Consider the following 21,711-nt stretch of genomic DNA (forward strand, 5'->3'; position numbering starts at 1 on the left):
TATGACAAATTTAAAAACGTATTATTGTTTATCTTCTCGAGAAAAATACAAGCGTGTTATTGCAGCTGTTCATATGGTTTATCGTTTGGTTAATTCGACATATAACACAAAAGAGCTTTTGATTCGATTGACGCGTATTATTTGTCAGCTTGTTGGCGCAAGTTCTTCTCGTGTTCATGTTCTGGACGAGCAAACAGGAAAATTGAAATTTATTGCTATTTTTAATGGTAGAGTTAATATTCTCTTAGAAAAGAAGTCTGATTTTAAAAAAGTATCCAAAGATGAAAAGACTGTTGTTAGAGGTGGGGTAGTTATCCGTAACCGTTTTATTGGCTTGCCGCTTGTTAGTGATGAAAATATTGGCGCTGTTTTTATGTGTCGCAAAAGAACAGAACTCCCCTTTGATGATTTCGACAGAGAAGTGTTGTCTGTTTTAGCAGAACAGGTCGTAACGGCTGTCAAAAATCTTCAACTGCATGAGATGCAGCAAAAAGTAATTTTGGATAGCATCAAATCTATGGGAAAATTTTTTGAAAAATATGGTCCGCTGAATAAATCAAATCATGCGCCAAGTTATTATAATGTGGTTCGATGTTTAGCTGAAGAGCTTAATATGAAAGAAAAAGATACTCGCTGTCTCGAATATGCTAGTATTTTACACGATGCCGGATCTGTGGATGTGCCGTGCGATATTTTGTCTAAGACGAGTCGATTGACGCCGAAAGAGTTTAAGGAAATTAGAAAACATCCTCAGAAAAGCGTGGAGCTTATTAAGCCTGTTGCGTTTCTAAGACCAATTTTACCAATTGTGTTGTATCATCATGAATGGTATAACGGCATGGGTTATCCTTCAGGATTATCTGGTGAAGATATTCCTATGGGTGCGCGCGTTATGGCCGTTGCGGATGCGTTTGAATCTATGATTTCTGCCCGGCCTTATCGAAAGGGCAAAAGTCTTGCTGAGGCATTGAAAGAATTGCAAAGACAAAAAGGATCACAGTTTGATCCAGTGGTGGTTGATGCTTTTTGTAAGATTGCTCGTCAAACAAAATGTAAAAAATACTTGAGCTTTATGGCTCGATAGCCATATAATAAATATATGAATATAAATTATAAACAGACACAGTTTGAACTTTTTCCTGGAGCTTCTCGAGAGGCTCAAGATGCAGAAAAACCAAAGTTCTTTTTTTCAAGCATTACTCTAACTTTTGAGAACATTATTGTCTTGACTGTTTTGTTGTTTATGGCTATTATTATATCTTTCTCATTTGGGGTTGAAAGAGGAAAAAGAGGCGTATTGGTAAAAAGTGATATTTCAAGCCAAAGTCAAGATATTTTGATAAAATCCGAACCTCTAAAGGTGCCAGAGATCCCTGTTGAGGAAAATAAGATTTCGGTAGCCAACGAGACTCAAGAGTCTGTTGTGCAAAAGGTATCGGAACCTTCTATTTTAAAAGGATTGCCAGAAGATTTTTACACTGTTCAGGTTGCTTCATTTAAGACGCGCAAATATGCAGAAAAAGAGGCGTTAATTTTAAAGAAAAAGGGCTATGAGATTTTTATTGTCCAAAAAGGAAGCCATTTGGTTGTTTGTGCAGGAAAATTTCTTGAGCATGATCAAGCAGAAGGTTTTTCAGTTAAACTAAAGAATAAATATAAAGACTGTTTAGTTAGGAGATTGTAAAATGTCGATTCATCCATCACTTAAAATTGATTCTGCGGGCACTCAGCACAAGACTGTTTTGTCGAGAATTCAACGCATTAAAGATTTAATGACAAAAGGTAAGTGGCAAGAGGGCAGCAATGTCACATCTTTACCAAAGACTAAAATTGTCAAAGTGAAAGCTCGAAAGACAAAGGCCGCAGATAAGCCTGCTGAGGGCGACGCAAAGAAAGCCGAAAAGGCAACGAAGTAGATCCTTGTTTTGGGATGAACATGGTTAGCTTCTTTATTATTGCGCTTATTTTCTTTTTTTCTATTATTCTTCATGAATGCGCCCACGGTTGGGTGGCATATCGCCTAGGAGACCCCACTGCGAAAGAGCAGGGGCGTTTAACGCTTAACCCTATTAAGCACGTTGATTTTTTTGGAACAATTGTTTTGCCATTGATGCTGGTTGTCATTGGTTCTCCTATTATTTTAGGTTGGGCGAAGCCTGTTCCTGTTAATTTCTCAAGACTTCGTAATCCAAAAAAAGATATGATGCTCGTAGGCCTTTCAGGTCCGATGACGAATATTTGCTTGGCTTTTATTCTAAGCATTATTTTGAAAAGTAATATCTTTCCATTTGTTAGTCATGTTCTTCAAATCGGCGTTGTGCTCAATCTTGTTTTAGCTATTTTTAATCTTATTCCTATTCCACCTTTGGACGGATCCCGTTTTGTTATGGGGCTTTTATCCGCACGATATGCATACTATTATGCAAAACTTGAGAGATATGGAATTGTTATTGTTTTTCTGTTATTATATTTTGGAGTTTTAAATCGTGCTGTTTGGCCTGTTGTTGCTCAATTGTCCAGTTATTTAGGAGTTCAGATATGAAGAATGTATGTGTTTCGCTAAAAGAGAATAGTTATAAAATTATTGTTGGACATAATATTTTATCTAAAATTGGTAATCAAATAAAATTTCTTAAAATTGGAGATGATGCCGTCATTATCACCAATCCTTTAATTAAAAAACTTTATGGTAACGCATTAAGTAAAAGTTTAAAGAAATCTAAAATATCTGCTAAATTCTTTTGCGTCCCTGATACAGAAAAAAGTAAATCTCAAAAAGTTGCGTTTGACGTTATTCAAAAAATTGCTCAATATGATGTGAAGAAAAAGATTTTTGTTATTGCGTTTGGAGGCGGTGTTGTTGGCGATTTAGCTGGGTTTGTGGCTGCTTTATATAAAAGAGGCATCCCGTTTATTCAAGTGCCAACCACATTTTTAGCGCAAGTTGATTCAGCCATTGGCGGCAAGGTAGCTATTGATTTGCCGGCTGGAAAAAATTTGGTAGGTGCGTTCTATCAACCTAAGTTAGTTTTTAGCGATGTTGCTGTTCTCAAAACTTTGAGCCAGAGGCAAATCAGAAATGGTTTGGCTGAGTCTGTTAAGTATGGAGTTATCAAGGACAAGGATTTGTTTGTCTATATTAGTTGTAATTATAAGAAATTGTTATCGCTTGATTTGCCTGCGTTGAGCCATGTTGTTTTAAAATGCAGCCATATTAAAGCAGATGTTGTTTCTAGAGATGAGAAAGAAAAAAAAGGTATTCGAACTATTCTAAATTTTGGGCATACGATTGGTCATGCTATTGAAACAGTTAGCTCTTATGATCGGTATCAGCACGGAGAAGCAGTCAGCATTGGGATGCGCGCAGCAGGCTCTATTGCCTGCGCTATGGGCTTGTTTAGCCAAAAAGATTTAGATGCCCTTGAAAGTCTTTTGTCTCAAATTGGGTTACCTGAAAAAATAAAGAATGTTAATGTTTCTAGCCTGATGAAGATTATGGTGCATGACAAAAAGAATATTTCCAAAAAGAATCGATTCGTGCTTCCGCAGAAAATAGGGCAGGTTTGTGTTTTAGAGGGGGTTTCTTTGCCCCTGATTCAGAAAACAGTCAAGTTTTATTGCGCTTAAGGATTAAGCTTCAAGACAAACACTTCTCCTTGATTAAAGATTTTCACACTATCTTCCGTAATAGCCAAGACTTTTTTGTCACCAATGGCGTCACCCTGCTGAACAATTTTAGCGTTGATTAGTGCTGTATAATGATCGCCTGATTTCATGATACCATTTAAATTAAGACCAGAAGAAGAGATTATTTTTTTTTCTGATGTTGTATTTTGATTGGCTGGAGGTAAGATATTTGTATGCTCAATGAACGTAGGCTTTGAAGCATGGTTAGTGGAAAGAAGAATTGTGCTTAAAACAACAGCACATCCAAAAAAACCACCAACAATAACGAGCATGGCTATTTTGACCCAAGGATCTTTTTTGAAAGAATCTTTTTGGGCCGGATCACCGCTATGCTTCTGCCTTTCTAAGACAGATTGTGTTTTCTTAAGGGCTTCATTTATGATACTCATATTTTATCCTAGTTCTTCAATACATTTTTTGATAATGTCAAAATCAATCGAAAAAGTCTCTGCGACAAATCCAGCTAAAAGTGCTCTGTCGCAAAGAATATTGATTAAGCGAGGTGTTCCGGTTGAATATTGATAAATCTCATTAATGGCTTCATCGGTAAATTGGATTTTTTGATTGGATCCAGCAATTTTGAGTCGATGAATTACATATTCTTTAAGTTCTGTTTTTTCAAGTGGCTTAATGTGGCAACGAATAGTAATACGCTGATTAAGTTGGCGCAACGATGTAAGCTTTAGTTTTTGACACAATTCGGGTTGGCCAACAAGGATAATTTGCAAAAGTTTTTCTTTTTCTGTTTCTAGGTTAGACAAAAGACGGATTTGTTCTAACTGAGATTCTTTAAGGTTTTGTGACTCATCAATAATCAGAACGACATTGTTGCCGTGGCTTGTCTCGTTAAGCAAAAAATCGTTTAAAGCGTTGATAATTGCTGATTTGTTCTTGCTTTTAATTTCGATGCCGAAATCTTTTATAACCATTTGCAGAAGTTGAAGTTCGGAGAAGTTTGGATAAAGAATAAATGCAGTTTTTGTTTTTTGGTCAAGGGTGTTTAGAAGTGCTCGACAAAGCGTTGTCTTACCGGTTCCGATTTCTCCTGTGATGAGAATAATGCCTTTACGCTGTTGAATGCCATAAGTTAAATGGGAAAATGCTTCGGAGTGATGTGCGCTGGAAAAAAAGAATGAGGGATCGGAAGTAACGTTAAAAGGATTTTCTTTAAGTCCATAAAATTGTTTATACATGGGATAAATTATATCATGTGAAGAGGTTTTGTAAAGGTTGTAAATACATGAAAAAAAAGTGGTTGTCGCTCTAAGAAAATATGCTATACTTTTAATAGCCACGGAACCTTAACCTTAAGGAGAAGTGGCATGTTTGTTGAAAATCAAGATAAAATAGAAAAACGCGTATTTCGAAGGACTAGCTTTAAAGAGCCTATATCTTATTTATTTACAGATCCTGAAGACGATGTGGGTGGTTGTCTTGGATCTGATCTTAGCGAGCGTGGGCTTTGTGTTAATTTTAATCGTTTTGTGCGTCCAAAAACAGATATGGTTTTCAAATTTCGTTTGTCAGGGGCTTCAGATGTTTTAATGGCAAAAGGACGGGTTGTGTGGGCGCATCGGGTTCCATGTTCAGACCGTTATCAGTTAGGTATAGAATTTGAAGAAACAAATACAAGAGTTCAAGAAGACATCCGCCAATACGTTGGATCTCATATCAAGTAATATCATCCTATAAAGTAATAATTATACTAGTTTTATTCTTAGGAAAGGAGTAGAAGTACACATGGCTAAAGCAACAGAAGAACAGGTGACCAATTGTCCTGCCTGCAAAAAGCATCTTAAAAAATCGAAGAAGTATTATCGAAATGGACAATATTTTTGTAATAAAAATTGCTGGAACAAAGTAAACAAATCAGCACAGGAAGAGTCTCAAGAAGAAAAGGGGTAATAAGAAAATGATTATGTCTTCTAACGAAAGACGAAGGGATCCTCGCGTAGATAATAATGTTCCTGTTAAAATTTCGAGCGAGGATTTTGATGTTGTTACTGAAAGCAAGAATTTAAGCTCTTCAGGGGCTTATTGTTTGGTGGACAAGCCTTTGGAACCTATGACCAAGCTTAAGATTCAGCTTTTACTCCCAGTGAAGCAAAAGAATAAAACGATTGTAAAGAAAATATCTTGTTGTGGAGTTGTGGTGCGTTCACAACCGCAAGAAGATAAAAAGTGCTTTAGCACGGCAATTTATTTTAATGACATCAAAGACAAAGATAAAAAAGTCATTACCCAGTATATTGATGTGCTCCTAAAGAATAAGATTTCAACTAATAATTAAATTTTAAAAAAGGTCTGTTATTATGGAAAATGGTGTCACGGTGTCAATAACGCCTCTTCAGATTTTATTGTCTTTGGCTTTTCAGGCTTGGATTGTTATTTTTCCAATTATTATTATTAGAAAATTAAATTCTATTTCAGAATTATTGCAATCGCAGTATGAAGACGAATCCGAAGAGTCTTAAAGCAGCACACATTAAGCTAGTTCCGATTTTATATAAAGATGATCAGTATGTTGTTTTCGATAAGCCTGCAGGTTTACTTGTAATTCCTACCCCTCAAAAAGAACAGCGAACATTAGAAAGTATTGTTAATGGCTACGATATTGATAAGAAAGAGGCTAAGCTCTATCCATGCCATCGTTTAGATCGCGATACTTCGGGTGCAATTATTTTTGCGTGGGGAAAAAATAATCAAAGGCGCATGATGGATCTTTTTAAGAACCGTAGTGTTAAGAAAATATATTTGGCGATTGCACATGGGATTTTAAAGAAAAAAAGCGATCAGATTAAAGCGGTGATAAAAGATTTTGATGCGCAAAAGTATCATTCAAAATCAAAAGGGCGTTTTGCTCAAACAGATTATCGCGTGATTGGCCAAGGTAAAGAGTTTAGTTTTCTTGAAGTTTTTCCTAGGACCGGTAGGACAAATCAAATCCGCATTCATTTAAGCCAGATTGGCCATCCGCTTGTTGGCGAAAGAAAATATGCATTTGCAAAAGATTATTTGTTAAAATTTAGGCGCACAGCGTTGCATGCGCATATATTGGAATGCCAAAATCCAATTACAGGCAAGATGATTAAAGCCAAGGCCCCGTTGCCTGAGGACATGGAAAAGTTTTTATTAAATTATGATTATCAAGGAGTATAATATGACAGAAGCGATTATAAAAAATATGACTTTAGATCAATTGACAACGCTTTGCCATGATACGGCTGTAGAAAAAGGGTTTTGGGATCAGGAGCGTAATATTGGGGAGGCATTAATGCTCGTTGTGACTGAATTGGCTGAAGCAATGGAATCTTATCGTATTGAAGATCAAGATAATTTTAAAGTAGAAATCGCTGATACATTTATTCGTCTTTTTGATCTGTGCGGCGGGTTAGGCATTGATATTGCTGAAGAGATTGAAAAGAAATCTGAAAAGAATAAAAAACGTCCGTATAAGCATGGAAAAATTTGCTAAGGAGGAAACATATGCTTAAATTAAAACAAAGGAATTATAGCCGGAGCATTGGGTTTGTGTTTTTAGGATTATTATTTGTTATTTCTTCAGGGTGCGTTACTGTGAAAATGCCACAGTATATAAGTCCGGAGAAATCGTATCAGAGGTCATTTTATGCGGGTTACAAGGAAGCGCTTAACGCAACGATTGTTGCGCTTGAGAAAACAGGATGGAAAATTTCGAAAGAAACGCATCCTTTTGTTTTTGAGAAGGACGAAATGTCTCGCGATAATGAGATTCGCCAAGTTTTAATTCTTACAAATATTCGGCAAAAAGCAATGCTTTTAGGTTCACGGTATACGACGATTAATGTTTTAGTTAGAGAAAGCGGACAAAAAACAAATATTGAAATTCGCTATTTTTCAACATTATCAACTGCGATAAAGAATTTTGACAGCTATCAAAACGACAGTCTTGTTGATCAAATATTTAAGCTCATCGCTGATCAATTAGAAACAAAATAAAATATCATTGCTTTATGGATCAATTTGTCTTAAAGAGTCTATTTTCTCCTGTTTCAGAACAGGAGAAGGCGACTAAAGTTTTAAGTGCAAATCTTCAAAAGGGTGTTAATTCCCAAGTTCTTCTAGGTGTAACCGGAAGTGGAAAAACTTTTACGCTTGCCAACGTTATTAAAGAAGTTAATCGTCCAGTTCTGGTCATTTCCCATAATAAAACATTAGCGGCACAGCTTTTTGGGGAGTTTAAAGAATTCTTTCCCGATAACGCGGTTGAATATTTTGTTAGTTATTATGACTATTATCAGCCTGAGGCGTATATCCCGCAGACGGATGTGTATATTGAAAAAGATGCTTCTATCAATGATCAGCTTGATCAGCTGCGATTGTCTGCAACAACATCCTTAATGTCCCGCCGCGACACGATTGTCGTTTCCAGTGTTTCATGTATTTATAATTTAGGGTCTCCTAAAGAATATAAAGATTTTTTGCTGTGTCTTGAGAAAAGTCAGAAAATGGAGCGCGATGCATTTCTTATGAAACTTGTTGATATCCAATACGAGCGAAATGATTACGAGTTTTCTCGTGGAAAATTTCGTGTTCGCGGCGATGTTGTTGAAGTTTTTCCTGCCTATCGAAGGGATGCGCTTCGTATTCAGTTTCTTGGTGATGAGATTGAGAAAATTTCTCAAATTGACCCGATAACAGGTGATGTGCTTTTAAATTTAGAAAAGATTGCGATTTATCCAGCAAAACACTTTGTCATGTCTTCGGATGCTGTTGAGTTAGGCATTGTGCGTATTGAGCGGGAGCTTGAAATCCAGCTTAAGGTTTTAAGGGAGAAAGGAAAACTTTTAGAGGCGCAACGCCTTGATTCACGAACGCGTTATGATATGGAAATGCTAAGGGAGGCTGGATATTGCCATGGAATTGAGAATTATTCTAGATTGCTTTCTGACCGCCCTGAAGGTAGTCGGCCGTATACGCTTTTAGATTATTTTCCAAAAGATTTTTTAGTTATTATTGATGAGTCGCACGTGACAATCCCGCAGCTTAATGGCATGTACGAGGGGGATCGATCACGTAAAAAAACATTGGTTGAGCATGGATTTCGTTTACCATCATGCTTGGATAATCGTCCCTTGAAATTTAAAGAGTTTTCTGATGTGATCGGTCAGAGGATTTATGTTTCGGCAACCCCTGGAGCGCTTGAGATTAAAGAAAGCAAAGGCAAAATTGTTGAGCAGATTATTCGTCCAACTGGAATTATTGATCCTGTTGTGGATATTAGGCCTACTGAAGGTCAAATTGATGATTTGGCTAAAGAAATTCTTAAACGTGCCAAACGAGACGAGCGTGTTTTAGTTACAACTCTGACTAAGCAGATGTCAGAAGATTTGACGAGTTATCTTGAAAAGAAGAAAATCAAAGTTAAATATATGCATTGCGATATTGAGACTATTGATCGTGCAAGGATTTTGCAGAATCTTCGCATGAAACACTTTGATTGTTTGGTTGGCGTGAATTTACTAAGAGAAGGACTTGATCTTCCCGAGGTTTCGTTGGTTGCAATTTTGGATGCTGATAAGCAAGGATTTTTGCGGTCGGAAAAAGCGCTTATTCAGGTTTCTGGTCGGGCTGCACGAAATGTCAACGGGAGGGTTATTATGTATGCCGACACTATTAGTCCTGCGATGAGAGCGATGATGAAGGAAAGCGATCGTCGAAGAAAAATTCAAGTTGCATTTAATGAAAAGAATAATATTAAGCCACAAACAATCAAAAAGGCAATTCAAAAAGGAATTGAAGAATTTGAGAAGGCTAAAGAGCTGGTTTTGGATGTTTCTGGCCAAAATCAAGAGCAATATAGTTTCTCAAATTTAGTAGCAGAGCTTGAAAGAGAAATGGATTTGGCGGCGCGTAATTTGCTTTTTGAAAAAGCAGCGCTTATTAGAGATAAGATAAAGGAGCTAAAAGCAAATGAATCATTCGTTTCTAAGAAGTAATACTTTTGTTTTTCTTCTTCTTACGGCTGTTGTATTCTTGGTTTTCGGCAACGCACTTTTTAATGAATATTCTTATGATGACCATTATTTAATTTTAAATAATCAATATATTCAAGATTTCTCGCATTTTAAAGATTTTCTTTTTAATGACGTTACTGTGATGACATCTATTGAAAAATCGAGCGGGTATTATCGACCAGTCTCGATGATTTTCTTGGTTTTGAATTATAAGCTGTGGGGCTTTAATGCGTTTGGTCTTCATTTGATGAGTGTGATTATTCATCTTTTAAACTGTTTTTTTGTTTTCCTTATTATTAAGCAAATTGCTAAGAATTTCTGGATTTCTTTTTTATCTTCTTTAATTTTTGCCGTTCACCCCATTCACGTTGAGGCGGTAGCTCCAATTTTTAATTATATGGGAATTTTGGCATCATTCTTTGCACTTTTTTCGTTTTGGGCGTTCGTTAAAAGCGATTCAATGCGCAACTTAAAATATGTTATTTTATCTGTGGTGCTTTTTTTATTTTCTGTGTTTTCAAAAGAAGAGGCTATTATCTTGCCTGGAATTTTTGTGTTGTATGATTTTTATTTTTGCTCAGGTTATTCTGTTTTAAGTGTTTTGCGTAAATGGAAACAATATTTATTTCTAATTGCGCCGGCTATTCTTTATATTGCTTTGAGGTTCCTTGTTTTTGGCAAGCAGGCAGCTTTAGGGTTTTGGAATATGAATATTGAATTTAATATTGCGACTAATAACAATGCTTGGGATCAGGTTGCTATTATTTTTTATGTATTTTTTAAATACTTTTCAATCTTAATTTTTCCTGTGAACTTAACGGCTTTTTATTTGATCAAACCAGCAACAAGCTTGATGCCGATCGAGATTTTTGTGTCTATATTTTCTGTTTTATTTCTAGTTGGGTATGCGATTCTTTCTGCCAGAAGAAATTCGATTGTCTCTTTCTTTATAGGGTGGTTCTTTGTTAGCAGCATTATGATTTCTAATATTATTCCAATTGGAGGGCTTTTTTCAGAGCGGTTTATGTATTTCCCGTCTGTGGCATATTGTTTTTTTATCGGATATTTTTTTTATAGATTGCCAATTTTTTTAAAAGACGTAGATAATCGGAAAAGAAGTTTTTTTGCAGTTATTGGATTTTTAGTGATATTTATTTTGTATGCACAAAAAACTGTTGCGCGTAATTATGTTTGGAAAAATGATATTACGCTTTGGTCAGATACGGCTAAAAAAACGCCTGAAAGCTATCGTCCTTATTTAAGTTTAGCTGATGCATATCATTTTTATGGGGAGCAGTATTATGATAAAGCTCTTGATGCATATCTTAAAGTGCTTGAATATCCTGAGGCGCCTAAATTGCGTGTTCAAAATAGCATTGGTAAGTTTTATGGGATGCAAAATAATCATCAAAAGGCTCTAGAGTATTTTAAAGCAGCACTTGTAGAAAACCCTGAAGATGTTGACACTCTTTATAATGTTGGGGTTACGTATTATTTTTTGAATCAAAATGATGAGGCAGCAAGATATTTTGAAAAAGTCAATTTTATAGACAAAGATTATCCTTGGGGTTACTATGGTCTAGGTTTAGTGTTTCAGAAAAAAGGTCAAAATAGAAAAGCAAAAGAACTTTTTGCAAAAGCACTTGAGCTTGACCCAGAATTTAAGAGCGCTCAAATTGCTTGGGAGGCTTTGTAGATTGAAGAAAGAATTATTGTTAGTGGATATTGGAAACACTTCGACAACGATCGCGATTGCAAAGAATAATAAGATTGTTTTGTTTGCATCTGTGGATACTGGGTTGTCGGCACCGCTGTTTAAAAAAACATTTTTATCCGCTATTCTAAAGGCTAAGAAAAAATATAAGAATTTAAATCAAGGCATTATTTGTAGTGTTGTGCCAAAAGTGTCCTTTTTGGTCGTATTTATTTTAAAAAAAGAGATATGTCAAATGCCTTTAATTGTTGGAAAAAATCTTAAGGTTCCAATTGAGAATTGTTATCAAGAGCCTCGTCAGGTTGGTCAAGATCGATTAGTTTGCGGCTATGCGGCTCGCCAATTGTATGGATGTCCTGTTATTATTATTGATTTAGGGACGGCGATTACAATTGATATTGTATCTTGCCAAGGTGGTTATGAGGGTGGTGTTATTGTCCCTGGGATTCGTCTTACAGCACAGTCTCTTTTTCATAGTACTGCTCTTTTGCCAAATGTTAAAATTGCTCCGCCAAAATCTTTGATTGGTCGCACGACTAATGAAAGTATTTTAAGTGGAATTTTTCATGGATATGGTGCCCTTCTAGATGGACTTATTTTAAGAATTTCAAAGGAACTTAAGAAAAAACCTCGCATTATTTTAACTGGTGGACACGCCAAACTGATGAAAAAATTTGTGCATAAAAGAGTCGATGCTATCGACGATAAGCTCGTTTTTAAAGGAATGATGTTAGCCTTCCAATCCAGATTATAATTTCAGTCTTCTTAAAACATCTTTAAAAAAAATCTTGACATTTTTTCTATTTTTTGCAATAGTAGCACTCTTGAAAGGTAAGTGCTAATTTCGAACTTGTCTTTTTAGGGATAAAAGGTTAAGGCATATAACAAGATACACACTTTAAAGGAGGTGTCGCAATGCAACTCAAACCATTGGCAGACAGAATTATCGTTAAGCCACTTGAGGCAGAGGAAAAGACAAAGGGAGGGATTATTCTCCCAGATACAGCAAAAGAAAAGCCACAAGAAGGCAAGATTGTTGCTGTTGGAAAAGGAAAAGTGCTTGATGATGGCAGCGTTCAGGTGATGGAAGTCAAAGTTGGCGATCGCGTTTTGTATGGCAAATATAGTGGTACAGAAATCAAAACTAAAGAAGATGAAGATCTTTTGATTATGAGAGAAGAGGATGTTTTAGCAGTTTTTACTAAGTAATGTGGATAAATTTAAATTGAGAACCTAGAGCCATTTTGGCTTTTAGGGTGAACCTTCGGGAGAGGATTTTTCAACAATTGTTCTGAAGAATTAAAGGAGTAAGAAAATGGCAAAACAACTTATTTTTAATGAAGAAGCAAGACGCGCTATTCTTAAGGGCGTTGAGCAGCTTGCAAAGGCAGTTAAAGTTACACTTGGCCCAAAAGGGCGCAATGCGGTATTAGATAAAAGATTTGGCTCACCAACAATTACCAAAGATGGCGTTACAGTTGCTAAGGAAATTGATTTAAAGGATCCTTATGAAAATATGGGCGCACAAATGGTTAAGGAAGTGGCTGAAAAGACATCTGACTTAGCAGGAGACGGAACAACGACTGCAACTGTTTTGACCGAAGCTGTTTATCGTGAAGGCCTTAAGAACGTAACGGCAGGTGCTAATCCTATGGCACTTAAAAGAGGTATTGAAAAAGCGGTTGAAGTTATTGTTAAAGAATTAGAAAAGTTTTCTAAGAAAGTTGACAATAAGAACAACAAAGAAGTTGAGCAAGTTGGAACAATCGCAGCTAATGGCGACGTGACGATTGGAAAGAATTTAGCTCAAGCGTTTAGTGTTGTTGGAAAAGACGGTGTTATTACTGTTGAAGAATCTAAAACAATGCAAACTGAACTAAAGGTTGTTGAAGGAATGCAGTTTGATCAAGGGTATCTTTCTCCATATTTTTCTACAGATATGGAAAAAATGGAATGTGAACTTGAAAATCCGGCTATTCTTGTTTATGAAAAAAAGATTAGCAATATTAAAGACCTTGTTCCAGTTCTTGAGCAAGTTGCTAAGCTTGGAAAGCCAATCTTAATTATTTGTGAAGAAGTCGAAGGTGAAGCTCTAGCAACATTGGTTGTTAACAATTTAAGAAAAACATTGGTTTGCGCTGCCGTTAAGGCTCCAGGATATGGTGATCGTCGAAAAGCAATGCTAGAAGATATTGCTGTTTTGACTGGCGCACGCGCTATTACTGAAGAGCTTGGTCTTAAGCTTGAAAATGTTACAATTGATGACCTCGGATCCGCGAAAAAGGTTAAGATTGATAAAGAAACAACAACTATTATTGAAGGTGCAGGTAAAAAAGATAAAATTACTTTCCGCATCAATCAAATTAATAATCAAATTGAAAAAATAGATTCTAATTATGACCGTGAAAAGCTTCAAGAAAGATTAGCTAAGCTTTCTGGTGGTGTGGCGGTTATTAGTGTTGGTGCAGCGACAGAATCTGAAATGAAAGAAAAGAAAGCTCGTGTAGAAGATGCGCTACATGCAACACGCGCAGCTCTTCAAGAAGGCATTGTTCCAGGAGGTGGAGTTGCTCTCCTTCGAACGATTCCTGCTTTGGATGCCCTTAAAGTTAAAGGGGATGAAGCTACGGGCGTTAAAATTATTAAGCGTGCAATCGAAGAGCCTATTCGTCAGCTTTGTGAAAATGCTGGTCTTGATGGATCTGTGATTGTCCAGAAATTAAAAGAAGAAAAAGTTAATATTGGATATGATATTAATAAAGATACGTATGTCGATATGTTTGAATCTGGCGTTATTGATCCAACAAAAGTAACGCGTACAGCGCTTCAAAATGCTTCAAGTATTGCATCACTTCTTTTAACAACGGAAGTTTTGATAACAGATATTCCTGAAGAAAAGCCAGCGATGCCTCAAATGCCAGCAGGCATGGGCGGCATGGGTGGAATGATGTAAAATTGCGTTTAAAATAAACGTAAAAACATCTATTTTTAAGGAAAATAATGTGGGCAAGGGTCTTTTAAGACCCTTGCCCATTTTCTCATAGATATATATTTATATTGACTTTTTAGGCATATATAAGTATATTATATGTTTATAAGTTTACAAAACTGCCTTCCGCAGGAATCAAAATATATATATTCAAGGAGGTTACGTAAAATGGCAGAATGGATCGGAATTGGAAGAAGAGCAAGGCGTTGTTATGGGTTTGATGAGGTTGCCTTGGTGCCTGGACGTATCACTGTTAACCCAAATGAGGTTGATGTTAGCTGGAAATTAGGAAAAATGAAGTTTAAAACTCCCATTTTGGCTGCTGCCATGGATGGGGTTGTGGATGTTGATTTTGCTATTGCGATGGGTAAATTAGGGGGCATTGCGGTCTTAAACCTTGATGGTGTTCAAACCCGATACGAAAACCCAAAAGAAGTTTTGAGTCAAATCGCCAATGCTTCTGCTGACGAAGCGACAAAGCTAGTTCAAAATCTTTATTTACCTCCTATCAAAGAAAAGTTGATTGCTCAACGTATTGAGCAAATTAAAAAAGCTAAAGTACCAGCATTTGTTAGCTGTATTCCTCAAAATGCTAAACATTTTGGGGCTATTGCTCAAGAAGCAGGATGCGATGTTTTTATTGTTCAGTCTACCGTTGCAACTGTTGAACATATTTCAAGTGAATATAAGGTTTTAGATATTAAGAATTTCTGTGAATCTACGAAAATGTCAGTTATCGTTGGAAACAGTGTGACTTACGAAGTTGCTCTTGAGCTTATGGAGCAGGGCATTGATGCACTTTTGGTTGGCATTGGTCCAGGGGCAGCTTGTACAACACGTGGTGTTTTAGGTATTGGCATTCCACAAATTACATCTACAGTTGATAGTGCAGCCGCACGAGATCATTTTTATACGCGTCATGGTAAATATATTCCAATTATTACTGATGGTGGCATGCGTATTGGAGGAGAAATTTGTAAAGCTTTTGCAGCTGGTGCTGATGCGGTTATGGTTGGATCTGCTTTTGCCCGAGCTAAAGAAGCTCCAGGTGGAGGATGTCATTGGGGCATGGCAACTTCAAACGCGAATCTTCCCAGAGGGACACGTGTGCGCGTAGGAACGACCGGAACATTAAAACAGATTCTTGTTGGGCCAGCAAAAGTTGATGATGGTTCACAAAATCTTGTTGGCGCGCTAAGAACATCTATGGGTTCTTTGGGAGCAAGGAATATTAAAGAGATGAATGATGTAGAAATTATTATTGCTCCTTCTATACAGACAGAGGGCAAAGTTTTTCAGATTGGCCAAAAAATCGGCATGGGCAAATAATCCTTTGGCCTTTGGCCCTTAGGATAACCTCTTGGGATATACAGACTGGAAATTACCCGGGGGTTTAATCAAAGAATCGAGGAATTTTTATGAAAAATAAGGACATTATTTTAGTCTTAGATTTTGGATCACAATACACACAGCTTATTGCACGACGTATTCGCGAAAGCAAGGTTTTTAGCAAGATTGTTCCTTATAATATTTCAATTGAGGAGATTGCAGAAATAAAACCAAAGGGACTTGTGTTTTCTGGTGGGCCTTTGAGTGTTTATGACAAAGACGCTCCTCTGCCAAAAAAAGAAATCTTTGATTTAAAAATTCCTATATTAGGCATTTGTTATGGCGCGCAGCTTATTACTCATATGTTTGGTGGAAAGGTCAAGAAAACAAACGAAAGAGAATATGGCCGTGCTGAGCTTTTTGTGGACAGTCCTAGAGGAATTTTCTTTAATCTTCCAAGCAATTTAACATCATGGATGAGTCATGGCGATGAAGTTAAAAAGTTACCAACAGGATTCCGTTCAATTGCTCATACATTATCAACACCGAATGCAGCGATTGCTCATGTTCAAAAGAAGATTTATGGCGTTCAATTCCATCCAGAAGTTGTGCATACTCAGCGGGGACATCAAATTTTGGCTAACTTCTTATTTCAGGTGTGCGGATGTTTGCCGCGCTGGACTATGGATAAATTAGTTAAAGAAAAAATTAAAGAGATCAAAGCTCTTGTGAAAGATAAAAAAGTAGTTATGGGTTTAAGTGGCGGGGTTGATTCATCTGTTGCCGCTGTTTTAATTAATGAAGCGATTGGAAAAAGATTAAGTTGTGTCTTTGTTGACAACGGCCTTTTACGTAAAAATGAAGCGGCTTCTGTTGAAAAAACATTTAAGACAAATTTTAAAATAAATCTTTCATGTGTTGATGCGCAAAAACGCTTTTTGAATCGTTTAAAAAATGTTACTGATCCAGAGCAAAAGCGTAAAATTATTGGCGATGAATTTATTAAAGTTTTTCAAGAGGCTTCTTCTCGAAGCAAAAAAGTAGAATTTTTAGGACAAGGAACGCTTTATCCTGATGTTATTGAATCTTTTTCTCCGTCTGGAGGTCCATCGGTAACAATTAAAAGTCATCATAATGTTGGCGGGCTGCCAAAAAAAATGAAACTAAAGCTTATTGAACCTTTTCGGGAGTTATTCAAAGATGAGGTTCGCCAAATCGGAAAATATTTAGGCGTTCCGGATAGTATCCTTAAGCGTCAACCGTTTCCAGGGCCTGGTCTTGCGATCCGTATTATTGGTGAGGTTACTCAGGAGCGATTAGACATTTTACGCGAAGCAGACGATCGTGTTTTAGATGAGATTAGAAAAGCAGGACTTTATGATCAAATTTGGCAGTCGTTTGCAATTTTACTTCCGATTAAATCTGTTGGCGTAATGGGTGATAAGAGAACATATGAAAACGCGGTTGCAATTCGGGCTGTCACAAGTGTTGATGGCATGACCGCAGACTGGGTACCGTTGTCTCATGATGTATTGGCAAAGATTTCCAATCGCATCATCAACGAAGTGCCTGGTGTTAATCGTGTTGTTTACGATGTAAGCTCAAAGCCTCCTGCGACCATTGAATGGGAATAGTTTTTAAAGAATATTTTTCAAAAACATTTTCAAAAACTATAACTCCCGTATTAAATCATGTATCATTCTGATTTTGTCCATCTTCATGTCCACACACAGTATAGTCTTCTCGACGGAGCTTGTCGGGTTAAGGATTTAGTTCAGAAAGCTGCTGAATATCGCATGCCAGCTCTTGGTATTGCTGATCATGGAAACATGTTTGGTGCGATTACTTTTTATCAAACCGCTGTTCGTCTAGGCGTTAAACCTATCATTGGTTGTGAATGCTATGTTGCACCAGCTAGCCGTTTTGACAAAACTCCTTCTACGGGCAGACGAGGCATGTCGCATCTTGTGCTATTCGCTAAAGATGAGGAGGGCTATCGTCATTTGATGAAACTGGTTTCGTCTGCTTATCTTGATGGATTTTATTATAAACCAAGAATTGATAAGGAAATTTTGTCTCAATATTCGAAGGGTCTTTTAGCAACATCCGCATGTCTTAAAGGAGAGGTCGCGCAGGCTTTACGTCATGAGGGGTTTAATGAAGCGCTGAAAGTGGCTGATGAATTGCATCAAATTTTGGGCGAAGGCAATTTTTATTTGGAGCTTATGGAAAATGGTATTCCTGAGCAGAAAAAAGTAAACGAAGGTCTTCTTAAAGTTTCTAAAGAATTAAACATTCCAGTTGTCGCTACGAACGATGTGCATTATCTTGAGCGCTCACAAGCATCAGCTCATGAGGCACTTTTGTGTGTTCAGACTCAGACTACCCTTGATGACCCTAATCGCATGCGGATGTCTACCGATGAATTTTATTTTAAAAGTCCTGAAGAAATGAAGAAAGCTTTTAGTTATGCGCCGCAGGCTATTTCGAATACATTGGAAATTGCAGAAAAATGCAACCTTGAGTTAACGTTTGATAAGATTCACCTTCCTCGATTTGTTCCGCCTTCAGGAGAGACTAAAGAAGATTTTTTAGAAAAGCTTTGCGAGCAAGGTATTCTTCGTCGTTACAAAGAACGTACTAAAGAAATTGATGAGCGTCTTGAGCACGAACTTAAGATCATCAAAAAAATGGGTTTTGTAAGTTACTTTTTAATTGTTTGGGATTTTATTCATTTTGCGAAACAAAATGGTATTCCTGTTGGTCCGGGACGAGGATCAGCCGCAGGAAGCTTGGTCAGTTATCTTATCGGTATTACAGATTTGGATCCTTTGAAATATGGTCTTCTCTTTGAACGATTTCTCAATCCTGATCGTGCGGGGATGCCGGATATTGATATTGATTTTTGTTATGAGCGACGGCCAGAGGTCATTGAATACGTTACTAACAAATACGGAAAAGATAGCGTAGCGCAGATTATTACGTTTGGAACGATGCAGGCACGCGCTGCGATTAGAGATGTTGGGCGCGTAATGAATGTTCCATATGCTGATGTTGACAAGATTGCAAAGCTTATTCCTAATGAACTTAATATTAAGATTCAAGATGCACTCATCAAAGAACCGCAATTGCAACAGCTTTATGATGAAAACGAGCAAACCGCTAAGCTTATTGAAACAGCTAAAGTTTTAGAAGGCTTAAATCGCCACGCTTCGACGCATGCCGCTGGTGTTGTGATCTCTGACAAGCCTCTTACGGATCACGTACCTCTTTTTAAAACGAGTGATGATCAGATTACTACGGGTTATTCTATGGATGGTATTGCAAAGATTGGTCTTTTAAAAATGGATTTTTTAGGACTTAAGACTTTAACGGTTATCGATAAAGCGCTTAAACTTGTTAAGAAAATTCGTGGCATTGATTTAACTGTCGAGGATATTCCCCCGGATGATTTAAAGACGTATGATCTTTTAAGTCGGGCTAATAGCTTTGGTATATTCCAGCTTGAAAGTTCTGGCATGCGTGAGCTTCTAAAGCGAATCAAGCCAAATCAATTTGAAGATTTAATCTCTATTCTAGCGCTTTATCGACCAGGTCCAATTGGAAGCGGTATGCTTGATGATTATATCAATCGAAAGAGGAGCGGTGGCCATGTGCATTATGATCACCCTAAGCTTGAGGCGATTCTGAAAGAGACTTATGGTATTATTATTTTTCAAGAGCAAGTTATGAAGATTGCAAGCGATTTAGCTGGATTTAGCATGACACAGGCCGATCATTTAAGACGCGCAATGAGTAAAAAGATTTCCGAAGTTATGAATAAGATGCGTATTGATTTTATTGCTGGTTGTAAAAAGACATCCCAAATTAAAGAGCCGTTAGCGAATCGTTTGTTTGATTTGATTGATTATTTCTCTGGTTATGGATTTAATCGAAGTCATTCGGCTGCGTATGCCCTTATTTCGTACCGTACCGCATATTTAAAAGCTAATTTTCCGATTGAATTTATGTGTGCTCTGCTGACTAGCGAAAAAGATAATACGGATAAAGTCGTTGAATATGTTAAAGAGTCAGAGGCTATGGGAATCAAGATTTTGCCACCAGATGTGAATACCAGTGATTTAGAGTTTAGTGTGGATAGTGAGAATTCTATTCGTTTTGGGTTGATTGCTGTTAAAAATATTGGAGGCGCTGCCATTGAATCAATTTTGGAAAAGCGAAAAGACGGCCCGTACAAAGATATTTTTGATCTTTGTAAGCGTGTTGATTTGCGTACTGTTAATCATAAAGTTTTTGAAAGCTTAATCCGTTGTGGTGCTCTTGATCATTTCGGTGTCCATCGATCGCAACTCATGGCTGTTTTGGACAACGCGCTTGAATCTGGCGCAAAATTGCAAAAAGAAAAAAGTTCAGGACAGTTTTCATTTTTTGATATGAATGGTATGGAAGATTTTACAAAGGATATGGAAACATTTCCAGAAATTGATGAATGGCCAAAAAGAAAAGTTTTAACTGACGAAAAAGAATTGCTTGGATTCTATGTGTCTGGGCATCCTTTGGCGCATTATCAAATAGAAATTAAAGAGTTCACGGATTATTCAACCCAAGAATTAAATAAGGCTACTGAAAACCAGGAAGTTAAATTGATTGGATTGATCAGTCATATTAAATTGACTAATACACGAAGAACGGGCGAGCGTATGGCTATATTAAAATTTGAAGACATGGAAGGAGAAATTGAAGTTGTTGTCTTCCCGTCGACGTATCCTGCTGTTGCGCCTTTTCTAAAGGAGGGGGATGTGGTTATCTTAAGAGGTCGCGTTAGTCTTCGTGATGCTGCGCCAAAGATTATTGCAGGGGATATTCAGGATGTTAAAAAAGCGTATGAATTAGTAAAGACGATCAATATCGATCTTTCGGGCGTTAATGAAAATGGTCTCGAAGTCCTAAAAGAAAAATTGTCTCGTTTTCCAGGAGCAATTCCTGTGTATTTGCACTTGAATACGAATGAACACAAAAGTGTTCAAATTTTAGTTGGTGAAGATCTCTATATTGATCCTAGTGAATCATTGATGGATGATTTGAAGGGGTTGTTGGGAGAAAATCGAATTAGTTTGAAACTTTAAGAAAGGTTATGTCATATTTTATGTGGAGCAGGCAAGCCCAAGGTATTTTTAATAAACTGATCAAAAAAACACCAGCGTTTATTCGTAGCGTGGTAAAAGATAAAGTTTCCAAGAAAGCTGAAAGTTTTGCTCAAGAAAATAATAGGGAGCAAGTTGAAGAAAAAGATGTCGTAGATGCTTTTTTTGCCGAAACCCCTTTTGGATTTCATGGAGCAATGAAATGCGATATGGAAGAATTTGGCATTAATTACGAAAAGTATGGGTACGAGAGGTAGATAAGACTTGTATTTTTTTAGGGAGTTCCTTGCTTTACTTGAGGAATCTAGAAAATAGATTATTTTCTGGATTAATTCGCCCATAGTTTTACATTCTTTGATATTCTGAAGAGCTAAGGCTCAAAGGAAACCCCACGTCGCTAAAAAGCGCTCCTGGGATAAATTCGGGCAGATAATTTACGATCGTTAACGCTCCGTAAATTATGCCCTCATTTAAGGAAAAGAAATGAGTTTTGAACCAAAAGTAACTGTGTTAGCTGATTTGGTGAGTTATCAAGATGGATCGGTTGTCAGTAAAACTTTAATCAAAAAAGAGACGGGCACTGTCACATTGTTTGCCTTTGATCAAGGGCAAGGATTAAGCGAGCATATAGCTCCTTTTGATGCTTTGGTTTGCGTGTTAGATGGTCAAGCTGAAATTATGATTTCAAATAATCTGTATGTTTTAAAAGCAGGAGAGATGATTATATTACCAGTTAATGAACCGCATTCTTTAAAAGCGATTAAGAAATTTAAGATGATGTTGACGATGATTCGATCATAAAAATAGGGTAAGTTTTTAAAGTGGCAATTATTTCTAGAAATAGGATAAATT

Annotated in this window: 24 protein-coding genes; 22 read left to right on the forward strand and 2 right to left on the reverse strand. The window is 36.9% G+C overall.

Annotated elements, in window-relative coordinates:
- Position 1 precedes the first annotated feature (1 nt).
- From PHY73_03470 to aroB, 5 genes are read left to right on the forward strand one after another with little or no spacing between them, the layout of a single operon-like run.
- On the forward strand, positions 2-1,084 hold the full coding sequence (locus PHY73_03470) for an HD domain-containing protein (GenBank protein ID MDD3374768.1): 1,083 nt from the start codon (positions 2-4) through the stop codon (positions 1,082-1,084).
- A 15-nt stretch (positions 1,085-1,099) separates the two neighbouring features.
- On the forward strand, positions 1,100-1,684 hold the full coding sequence (locus PHY73_03475) for an SPOR domain-containing protein (protein ID MDD3374769.1): 585 nt from the start codon (positions 1,100-1,102) through the stop codon (positions 1,682-1,684).
- Between the two features lies 1 nt (position 1,685).
- On the forward strand, positions 1,686-1,916 hold the full coding sequence (locus tag PHY73_03480) for a small basic protein (protein ID MDD3374770.1): 231 nt from the start codon (positions 1,686-1,688) through the stop codon (positions 1,914-1,916).
- 20 nt (positions 1,917-1,936) lie between these two features.
- Positions 1,937-2,542, forward strand: coding sequence for a site-2 protease family protein (locus PHY73_03485; GenBank protein MDD3374771.1), 606 nt, complete (start codon positions 1,937-1,939; stop codon positions 2,540-2,542).
- On the forward strand, positions 2,539-3,627 hold the full coding sequence (aroB, locus tag PHY73_03490; GenBank protein MDD3374772.1) for a 3-dehydroquinate synthase: 1,089 nt from the start codon (positions 2,539-2,541) through the stop codon (positions 3,625-3,627). Before PHY73_03485 ends, aroB begins: the two co-directional genes overlap by 4 nt.
- Here aroB and PHY73_03495 read toward each other — a convergent pair.
- Together PHY73_03495 and PHY73_03500 are read right to left on the reverse strand one after the other, a co-directional pair.
- Positions 3,624-4,076 (reverse strand): hypothetical protein, encoded by a 453-nt coding sequence (locus PHY73_03495; protein MDD3374773.1) that lies wholly within the window; start codon positions 4,074-4,076, stop codon positions 3,624-3,626. The two genes, aroB and PHY73_03495, sit on opposite strands and share 4 nt — an antisense overlap.
- Before the next feature lie 3 nt (positions 4,077-4,079).
- Positions 4,080-4,880, reverse strand: coding sequence for an AAA family ATPase (locus PHY73_03500; protein ID MDD3374774.1), 801 nt, complete (start codon positions 4,878-4,880; stop codon positions 4,080-4,082).
- A gap of 129 nt (positions 4,881-5,009) precedes the next feature.
- On the opposite strand from PHY73_03500, the gene PHY73_03505 reads away from it, so the two are divergent.
- From PHY73_03505 to PHY73_03585, 17 genes are all read left to right on the forward strand, one after another.
- Positions 5,010-5,366, forward strand: coding sequence for a PilZ domain-containing protein (locus PHY73_03505; protein MDD3374775.1), 357 nt, complete (start codon positions 5,010-5,012; stop codon positions 5,364-5,366).
- A gap of 61 nt (positions 5,367-5,427) precedes the next feature.
- A complete protein-coding gene (locus PHY73_03510) occupies positions 5,428-5,592 on the forward strand; it encodes a hypothetical protein (GenBank protein MDD3374776.1) in 165 nt (54 codons plus the stop codon).
- Positions 5,593-5,605: 13 nt separating this feature from the next.
- Positions 5,606-5,977 carry a PilZ domain-containing protein gene (locus PHY73_03515; GenBank protein MDD3374777.1) on the forward strand — a complete coding sequence of 124 codons (372 nt, stop codon included), beginning with the start codon at positions 5,606-5,608 and terminating at the stop codon, positions 5,975-5,977.
- A gap of 22 nt (positions 5,978-5,999) precedes the next feature.
- A complete protein-coding gene (locus PHY73_03520; protein MDD3374778.1) occupies positions 6,000-6,161 on the forward strand; it encodes a hypothetical protein in 162 nt (53 codons plus the stop codon).
- Entirely contained in the window at positions 6,136-6,846 is a 711-nt protein-coding gene (locus PHY73_03525) for an RNA pseudouridine synthase (GenBank protein ID MDD3374779.1), read from the forward strand. Before PHY73_03520 ends, PHY73_03525 begins: the two co-directional genes overlap by 26 nt.
- Before the next feature lies 1 nt (position 6,847).
- Complete coding sequence (locus tag PHY73_03530; protein ID MDD3374780.1) at positions 6,848-7,162, forward strand: nucleotide pyrophosphohydrolase; 315 nt, start codon at positions 6,848-6,850, stop codon at positions 7,160-7,162.
- A gap of 11 nt (positions 7,163-7,173) precedes the next feature.
- Complete coding sequence (locus tag PHY73_03535) at positions 7,174-7,665, forward strand: hypothetical protein (GenBank protein ID MDD3374781.1); 492 nt, start codon at positions 7,174-7,176, stop codon at positions 7,663-7,665.
- Positions 7,666-7,679: 14 nt separating this feature from the next.
- Complete coding sequence (gene uvrB / locus PHY73_03540) at positions 7,680-9,665, forward strand: excinuclease ABC subunit UvrB (GenBank protein MDD3374782.1); 1,986 nt, start codon at positions 7,680-7,682, stop codon at positions 9,663-9,665.
- On the forward strand, positions 9,640-11,379 hold the full coding sequence (locus PHY73_03545; protein ID MDD3374783.1) for a tetratricopeptide repeat protein: 1,740 nt from the start codon (positions 9,640-9,642) through the stop codon (positions 11,377-11,379). The genes uvrB and PHY73_03545 overlap by 26 nt, the downstream gene beginning before the upstream one ends.
- Before the next feature lies 1 nt (position 11,380).
- Complete coding sequence (locus PHY73_03550; protein MDD3374784.1) at positions 11,381-12,151, forward strand: type III pantothenate kinase; 771 nt, start codon at positions 11,381-11,383, stop codon at positions 12,149-12,151.
- A 161-nt stretch (positions 12,152-12,312) separates the two neighbouring features.
- Positions 12,313-12,606: a co-chaperone GroES gene (gene groES / locus PHY73_03555; GenBank protein MDD3374785.1), complete on the forward strand. Its 294-nt coding sequence runs from the start codon at positions 12,313-12,315 to the stop codon at positions 12,604-12,606.
- A gap of 106 nt (positions 12,607-12,712) precedes the next feature.
- Positions 12,713-14,350, forward strand: a complete 1,638-nt coding sequence (gene groL, locus PHY73_03560) for a chaperonin GroEL (GenBank protein ID MDD3374786.1) — start codon at positions 12,713-12,715, stop codon at positions 14,348-14,350.
- Between the two features lie 204 nt (positions 14,351-14,554).
- Positions 14,555-15,715: a GuaB3 family IMP dehydrogenase-related protein gene (locus PHY73_03565; protein MDD3374787.1), complete on the forward strand. Its 1,161-nt coding sequence runs from the start codon at positions 14,555-14,557 to the stop codon at positions 15,713-15,715.
- Between the two features lie 89 nt (positions 15,716-15,804).
- Positions 15,805-17,349 carry a glutamine-hydrolyzing GMP synthase gene (guaA, locus tag PHY73_03570; protein MDD3374788.1) on the forward strand — a complete coding sequence of 515 codons (1,545 nt, stop codon included), beginning with the start codon at positions 15,805-15,807 and terminating at the stop codon, positions 17,347-17,349.
- Positions 17,350-17,406: 57 nt separating this feature from the next.
- On the forward strand, positions 17,407-20,841 hold the full coding sequence (locus PHY73_03575; GenBank protein ID MDD3374789.1) for a DNA polymerase III subunit alpha: 3,435 nt from the start codon (positions 17,407-17,409) through the stop codon (positions 20,839-20,841).
- An 8-nt stretch (positions 20,842-20,849) separates the two neighbouring features.
- Positions 20,850-21,116, forward strand: coding sequence for a PCP reductase family protein (locus tag PHY73_03580; protein ID MDD3374790.1), 267 nt, complete (start codon positions 20,850-20,852; stop codon positions 21,114-21,116).
- Positions 21,117-21,342: 226 nt separating this feature from the next.
- Entirely contained in the window at positions 21,343-21,660 is a 318-nt protein-coding gene (locus PHY73_03585; protein MDD3374791.1) for a cupin domain-containing protein, read from the forward strand.
- Positions 21,661-21,711 lie beyond the last annotated feature (51 nt).

Source organism: Candidatus Omnitrophota bacterium (genome assembly GCA_028693815.1).
GTDB lineage: Bacteria > Omnitrophota > Gorgyraeia > Zapsychrales > Aceulaceae > Aceula.